The sequence below is a fragment of the Brachyspira sp. genome, assembly GCF_050873525.1.
GTDB lineage: Bacteria > Spirochaetota > Brachyspiria > Brachyspirales > Brachyspiraceae > Brachyspira.
This window is the reverse complement of sequence record NZ_JBNMIZ010000148.1, coordinates 1-6,760: the sequence shown is the minus strand read 5'-3', so window position 1 is coordinate 6,760 and position 6,760 is coordinate 1. Positions and strand designations below refer to the sequence as shown.

Below are 6,760 nucleotides of genomic sequence, written 5' to 3'. Positions count from 1 at the left end.
TTTAACAATAGACATGAAAAAATTAAAACCTTATATTAAAAAAGATAGTTTTTATTGGAACTACTGAAACAATCCAAATTTCATTTTACTTTATTTTGATTTTAATTTATAATATAACAATCAAATAATGAGGATAAATAAATGAGTTATAACGATTCGAATAATAAAGAAATATCGGATAGAAGTTGGATTGTAACTTTATTACTTGCGATATTTTTGCCCGTTCATAGATTTTATGTCGGAAAAATAGGAACGGGAATTTTGTATTGGCTTACCGCTTGGGGTTTCGGCATTTGGTATATAGTCGATATAGTTTTGATTTTGCTCGATGCGTTTACCGATAATCAAGGCAGAAAATTAAGAAAATAAAAGGGACTTGTTTTTTCAAATCCCTTTTATTTTTTTAATATTATTTTAATTATTTTTCAATAATTATTTTTTAATATTAATCAAAATATCTCCAGCATTTATAGAATCGGCAGAAGTCTCCTCTATAGCGCCGTAATTTTCAAAATTGGTTATTACTATCGGAGTTATTACCGAATAGCCCGCTTCTTTAATTTTTTCGGTATCAAATTCCATTAGCAAATCGCCTTTTTTAATTTTTTGTCCTTCTTCTATATGCGAAGTGAAATGTTTTCCGTCAAGTTTAACCGTATCCATTCCAATATGTATAAGAAGTTCTACTCCTTTATCGGAAGTCAAACCTATCGCATGTTTAGTTGGAAATGCCGTTTCTATAACGCCGTCAAATGGAGCGAAAACTTTTCCATCTTCTGAAGGTTCTATTGCAATTCCTTTGCCAACCGCTCCGCTCGAAAAAGCTTCGTCCAAAACATTTTCAAGTTTAACGATTTTACCTTTAATAGGGCTATAAATCGTCTCTACCAATATGCCAGCGGAATTTGAATTTTGATTTTCTTTTGTCGTATTATCATTAACCGAATTTGTGGAATTAATATTTACCGAATTATCTTCAATATCGCTTATAGGGTCCTTAAGATATTCTTCCAATTTCGATTTTATAACCGCTACTTTCGGACCGTAAACAACTTGAATTCCGTTTCCTTTTTTGATTATTCCAGAAGCTCCGCTCGCTTTCAATGTGGCATCGACTACTTTGCCCGCGTCAAATACGGTTATTCGCAAACGAGTAATGCAGCAGTCGACATCGCTTATATTTTTCTTTCCGCCGAGTCCTGCGACTATTAAAGGCGATTCTCCATATTCGCTGTTTTTTGAAGATTTTGCCGCTTCAACATCCGCTCTTCTGTATAATTTAGGTTCTTCGCTGTCTGGTTCTCTTCCCGGAGTTTTTAAATCCATCTTTTTAATTAAGAAAGAAAATACAAAATAATAGACGAAGAAATAAACTATTCCGACAATCACAATCCATATCCAATGAGTTTTTGAATTTCCCTGAATAACGCCGAATAATAATAAATCTATCAAACCGCCCGAAAAAGTCATTCCAACCGTAACATTCAAAATATGCATAAGCATGAAAGATATTCCAGCAAAAACGCAGTGAATCGCGTAAAATAAAGGAGCGACAAAAAGAAATGTGAATTCTATCGGTTCGGTTATTCCCGTTATCATTGCCGTTAGTGCGGCAGAAAATAATAAAGCGCCGACAACTTTTCGTTTTTCGATTCTTGAAGTTCTATACATAGCCAAAGCGGCGCCTGGAAGTCCGAATATCATAAAAGGAAATTTTCCCGTCATAAATCGAGTGGCTTCAACGCTGAAAACCGTAGTATTTGGAGAGCCTAATTGAGCGAAGAAAATATTTTGAGCGCCTTCGATTAATCTTCCGTCTATCATCATAGTTCCGCCCAACGAAGTTTGCCATAAAGGAGTGTAGAATACATGATGAAGCCCGAACGGTATCAAAGCTCTTTCGATTATTCCGTAAAATAAAGTTCCAATATATCCCGAACCAGCTATTAAATCTCCAAGTTTATTCATTACCACCTGAATCGGGGGCCATATAAAATACATCGCTATTCCGACTATTAAAAATACTATAGACGAAATAATCGGTATAAATCTTGTGCCTCCGAAGAATGACAATATTTGAGGCATTTCTATCGCGTAATATCTGTTATGCAAAGCGGCGACTCCGAGTCCGACTATGATACCGCCGAAAACTCCCATTTGAAGCGAAGTAATTCCTACAACATTGGCAGTAGAACCCGCCAAAAGTTTATCCGTTCCGCCCATAATATCTATCATTTTTCCAATCGAAGCATGCATAACGAAAAATGCAATCGCTCCCGATAAAGCGGCTACTTCTTTTTCCTGTTTAGCCATACCGATAGCCACGCTCATGGCAAATATTATAGGCAAGTTTCCAAATATTATACTTCCCGCTTCGCTTAAAACGGACAATATTCCGTAAGCCATAGTATGCGGACCGAGTATATTGATTAGGTTATAGGTTTCGAGCATAGTCTTATTCGTTAGCGAACTTCCTATTCCCAAAAACAAACCCGCTACTGGAAGCACGGCAATCGGAAGCATGAACGACCTTCCTATTCTTTGCAATACTCCAAAAATTTGATTCTTCATGATAAAAAACTCCATGTTTTAAATTTTTTGTATATTATATTAATTAATTTATATAAGTCAAATAGTTAATAACTATAATCAAATAAAGTCGTTTCGTCTTTCGTATAAACTTTTTCAAAATCTGCAGAATCGTAATTAAGATTATATTTTTCTTCCAAATATTTTATTTTTTTGTGAATCTTATTTTTGTATTCTTCTTTTAATTCGCCGTTATTATTATAAATATAAAGATATTTTTTATAATGTTCGGGGAAATTTTTTCTTACAAAATTTAAAAATATTTTTCTGCATTCTCCTTTCAAATTCAAAACTTCGCAAATCGCATAATCCAAATTATTTTCTTTCGTTTTTATAAATATATTTTCAAGTCCGTCTTCGGTTATAAAAGGCATAACGGGAATCGCATGAACTCCGACAATCGCATTCGTTTTTTTGAATTCTTTAAGCGTTTCAAATCTTTTCAGCGGACTTATAACATTAGGCTCTATTAAAGAAGATAATTTTTCATCGGCTGTAGTAATAGTGGAGGCGATTCTAACGGGAACGATATTTGAAAGTTTGGCTATCAAATCAAAATCTCTCAATATCAAATCGCTTTTTGTGGATATAGTCATTGGAGTTTTATATTTTATAAGAAGTTTCAATATTTCGGGCATTATCTTATAATCTTTTTCCGCTGATTGATAACTATCGGTGACGCTTCCCAAATTTATAATATCTCTATTCCAATTTTTTGAAGATAATTCTTTTTCCAATACTTCGACAATATTTTTCTTAACGAAAATCTCTCCGAAAAAATCTCGCGAGTTAATATATTTATGTGAATAAACGGCATAGCAGTAATAACATTTATGGATGCAGCCTCTGTATATATTTAAATCGTTGCAAAAACCGAATTTATTTTCTATTTTATTTATGGCGGATTTGCAATTTATCTCTCTATATATCGCTTTACTATCTTGCATTACGATATTTTATTAATAACTTAATTATTAATATTATCGAAAGGATTATAAGTCAAAGAAGTAGGCTCTTCTTTAGAAATATAATTTTGAGTTTCCCTTCTCGTTTCCGCTTCCGTGTAATCTCTTCTCGATAAAGATATTTTTCTTTTTACCTGATTTGTTTCTCTAACTACAAAAGGATAAGTTTCGCCCACTTTAAGCGCCTCTTCCAAATTAGCTCCTTTAGGCAAATCAACTTGAGATATATGCATAAATCCTTCCAAATCGTTTTCCAAAGAAATTATCGCTCCAGAATCTACAATCGCTTTTACCGTTCCATCGACTATTGAACCAGCGGGATGCTCTCTATCGAATATTCGCCAAGGACTTTCCGTAGTATGTTTAAGGCTCAATTTTATTCTCTGTTTATCTCTATCTATCGCCATTATAACCATTTCAATATCTTCGCCTTCTTTGATATAGTCGTTCATATTAACTACATTACTTTTCCAGTCGAAATCTCCTATATCGCATATTCCTTCCAAACCGTTAGGAAGTTCGAATACGGCAAAATTTTTCAATATTCTTTTAGGTTTGCATTTTACCGAAGTTCTTACTGGAAAATCGCTACCTACCGTATCCCAAGGATTCGATTGAGCCTGTTTCAATCCCAAAGTTAATTTTCTTTCTGGAACATCTATACTTAATATTTTGCATTCCAAATAATCGCCTTTTTTAACAAAATCGCTCGGACTGTTTACATGAGAATTCCAACTTAAATCGGATATATGAATCAAACCTTCCACATTGTCGTAAACTTTAACGAAAGCGCCGAATTTTTTAACGGTTGTAACTTCGCCTTTTACCGTATCGCCGACATGGTATTCTTCTACAAACTGAACCCAGCTGTCGTTTTCAAGCTGTTTTAATCCCAAATCGACTTTTCTTTTTTCTTTATCTATTGAAAGAACTTTAAACGCTCGCTCTTCGCCTCTTTTGATTATACTTTTCGGATTAACGATTTTTGCCCAAGACATATTAGGAATTGCAAGAAAACCGTCCAAACCTTCCGTGATTCCGACAAAGGCTCCGAACCTTTCTATATTTTTCACTTTTCCGTTGATTATATCGCCTTCTTTCAAATTATTCAAAAATGCGTCTATATTTGAATTTTGAGTTTCTTCCTGCAAGGCTCTTCTTGAAACTACTATATCTTTTCCTTTTCTTTTAATTATCTTAAAATCGTATTCTTTTTCAAGATGTTCTTCGTCTTTTATTCCTTTATTTAATTCTATTTGAGAGAAAGGACAAAAAGCCTGATAACCCATTATTGATATATTGAATCCGCCTTTTACGATTTCTTTTACCGTTCCTCTAATCGCATCGTTATTTTTTTCGGCGTTTTTTATCATAATATCCGCTTTTCTTTTATCGTATTCTTCTTTTGACAATATAAAATATCCGTTGTCTTTATCTTCGCCTTTAATTATCGCTTCGATTTCTTCGCCGACTTCAGGCTCTTTTTCAAATTCGCTTCTGTTTATTTTTCCTTCCACTTTATAATTAAGATTTATAAAAACATCCGCATCGTCAAATTTTTCAATTTTTCCTTTAACGATATTTCCGATTTTATAGGAATTATTGCCGTCATTTTCTCCGAACTCTTCCACGGCTTTAAGAAATTCTTTTCTTTCTTCTTGTTCGTTTGATAAAATATTATCTACCATTTTGTCCTCTCTCTTCCTCAAATCATTATGAGGATTTTTATCTAAAATTCGACTTTCGTTATTTAAAACTATGTCGGTAATTTTTTCAACCACTTCGTTTGCAGTCATATTAGTCGTGTCTATTATAACGGCATTTTGCGGAATTATCAAAGGGCTATCTTCTCTATTTGAATCGTATTTGTCCCTTTTTTTGATGCTTTCTTTAATTTCTTCAAAACTTATATTTTTTCCTTTTTCGGTTTCTTCTTTAAATCTTCGTTTCGCTCTCTCTTCGATTGAAGCGTCAATATAAAATTTAAAATCGGCATTTGGAAAAACCACGCTTCCCGTATCTCTTCCGTCCAAAATATAATTATCTTCTTTTGCAATATTTCTTTGCAAATCAACCATGCTTTTTCTAACCGAACTTATTGCCGAAACTTCCGAAACGAATTTAACTACTCGCTCGCTTCTTATATAATCGCTTACATCTTTAGAATCGAGTATTATTCTGCATTTGCTGTCGAAACCTATATTTAATTTATTTAAAGCGTTTTTTACTTCGTCTTCGTTTTTTATGTCAATATGATTTTCAAGCATATATAAAGTAACGGCTCTATACATAGCTCCCGTATCCAAATATTTAAAACCCAATTTATTTGCGGCTAATTTGGCAACGGTGCTTTTTCCTGCTCCAGAAGGACCGTCTAAAGTAATTATTTTGTATGAATCGGACACTTTAACATTCTCTTAAATATAATTTTGAAAATATATTATATCATAAATAATTATAATTGCAAATACTTTAACTTAAAATTTTTAAAAAATTTTTAAAATTTCAAAACAAAAAACAATAATCTAATTCAAATAATAATGAAATCCCAAATACATATGAGTTCCGAAATAATATTCCTTATACGAAATCGACAAATCTCTAATCATAGAATTATAATAATTGTTCATACCGCTCGAGTAATAAAAAGCCAGAGCAAAATTACTTTTAGAAAATTTATATTCTATAGATTTCAAAGTTCTGTAAAAATGGAGATAATTCACAAAAGTATTTACATTTTCATTATAAGCGACAAAAACATATACATCCAAAATCAAATCTAATACTGGAAAATCCTTAAACCACATTGCCGAACTTACCATAGGAAAACTAAGAATTGTTAGATTTTGAGAATAATTATTATAATTTATAGTTTCAATGCCTTTCAATTCTTTTTTTTCCAAAAAATACATTGGCGAACTTGAAATATAAGCGGTTAATTGACTTGCGCTTAAAGTGGCAAGCAGAATAACAATAAATAAAATCTTCTTAAACATAATTAAAATATTATAAAAAATTTTTAATTTAATTGTCATACATTATACAAAAAATTAAAAAAATTTAAAGTATAAAATATAAAAAATTTATTGACATATTTTATATAATATTGTATTATCGGAATAATGAATTATCTATTTTATTTTAACATCTGGAAGGAAAACATTTATGCATCGCAGAAATCTAAAAATAAATCTACTATATATATA

The 6,760-nt window shown here is 32.0% G+C and carries 5 protein-coding genes; 1 reads left to right on the top strand and 4 read right to left on the bottom strand.

Annotation, left to right across the window (positions count from 1 at the left end):
* Positions 1–141: 141 nt before the first annotated feature.
* The gene (locus ACR0QS_RS09580) at positions 142–369 is read left to right on the top strand and encodes a TM2 domain-containing protein (RefSeq protein WP_432633221.1); all 228 of its coding nucleotides are present in this window, start codon (positions 142–144) and stop codon (positions 367–369) included.
* 63 nt (positions 370–432) lie between these two features.
* Here the strand turns inward: ACR0QS_RS09580 and ACR0QS_RS09575 are convergent, their stop codons facing one another.
* The 4 genes from ACR0QS_RS09575 to ACR0QS_RS09560 all read right to left on the bottom strand — a co-directional run bounded on the left by ACR0QS_RS09575 (position 433) and on the right by ACR0QS_RS09560 (position 6,550).
* Positions 433–2,571, bottom strand: a complete 2,139-nt coding sequence (locus ACR0QS_RS09575) for a glucose PTS transporter subunit IIA (protein ID WP_432633220.1) — start codon at positions 2,569–2,571, stop codon at positions 433–435.
* A gap of 65 nt (positions 2,572–2,636) precedes the next feature.
* The gene (locus tag ACR0QS_RS09570; RefSeq protein ID WP_432633219.1) at positions 2,637–3,536 is read right to left on the bottom strand and encodes an SPL family radical SAM protein; all 900 of its coding nucleotides are present in this window, start codon (positions 3,534–3,536) and stop codon (positions 2,637–2,639) included.
* Positions 3,537–3,556: 20 nt separating this feature from the next.
* Complete coding sequence (gene cmk / locus ACR0QS_RS09565) at positions 3,557–5,959, bottom strand: (d)CMP kinase (protein WP_432633218.1); 2,403 nt, start codon at positions 5,957–5,959, stop codon at positions 3,557–3,559.
* A gap of 120 nt (positions 5,960–6,079) precedes the next feature.
* Positions 6,080–6,550 (bottom strand): hypothetical protein, encoded by a 471-nt coding sequence (locus ACR0QS_RS09560; protein ID WP_432633217.1) that lies wholly within the window; start codon positions 6,548–6,550, stop codon positions 6,080–6,082.
* Positions 6,551–6,760: the final 210 nt, after the last annotated feature.

Coding starts and splice junctions, on each gene's coding strand:
- ACR0QS_RS09580 (WP_432633221.1), top strand. CDS start 142: ATGAGTTATAACGATTCGAATAATAAAGAAATATCGGATAGAAGTTGG.
- ACR0QS_RS09575 (WP_432633220.1), bottom strand. CDS start 2,571: ATGAAGAATCAAATTTTTGGAGTATTGCAAAGAATAGGAAGGTCGTTC.
- ACR0QS_RS09570 (WP_432633219.1), bottom strand. CDS start 3,536: ATGCAAGATAGTAAAGCGATATATAGAGAGATAAATTGCAAATCCGCC.
- ACR0QS_RS09560 (WP_432633217.1), bottom strand. CDS start 6,550: ATGTTTAAGAAGATTTTATTTATTGTTATTCTGCTTGCCACTTTAAGC.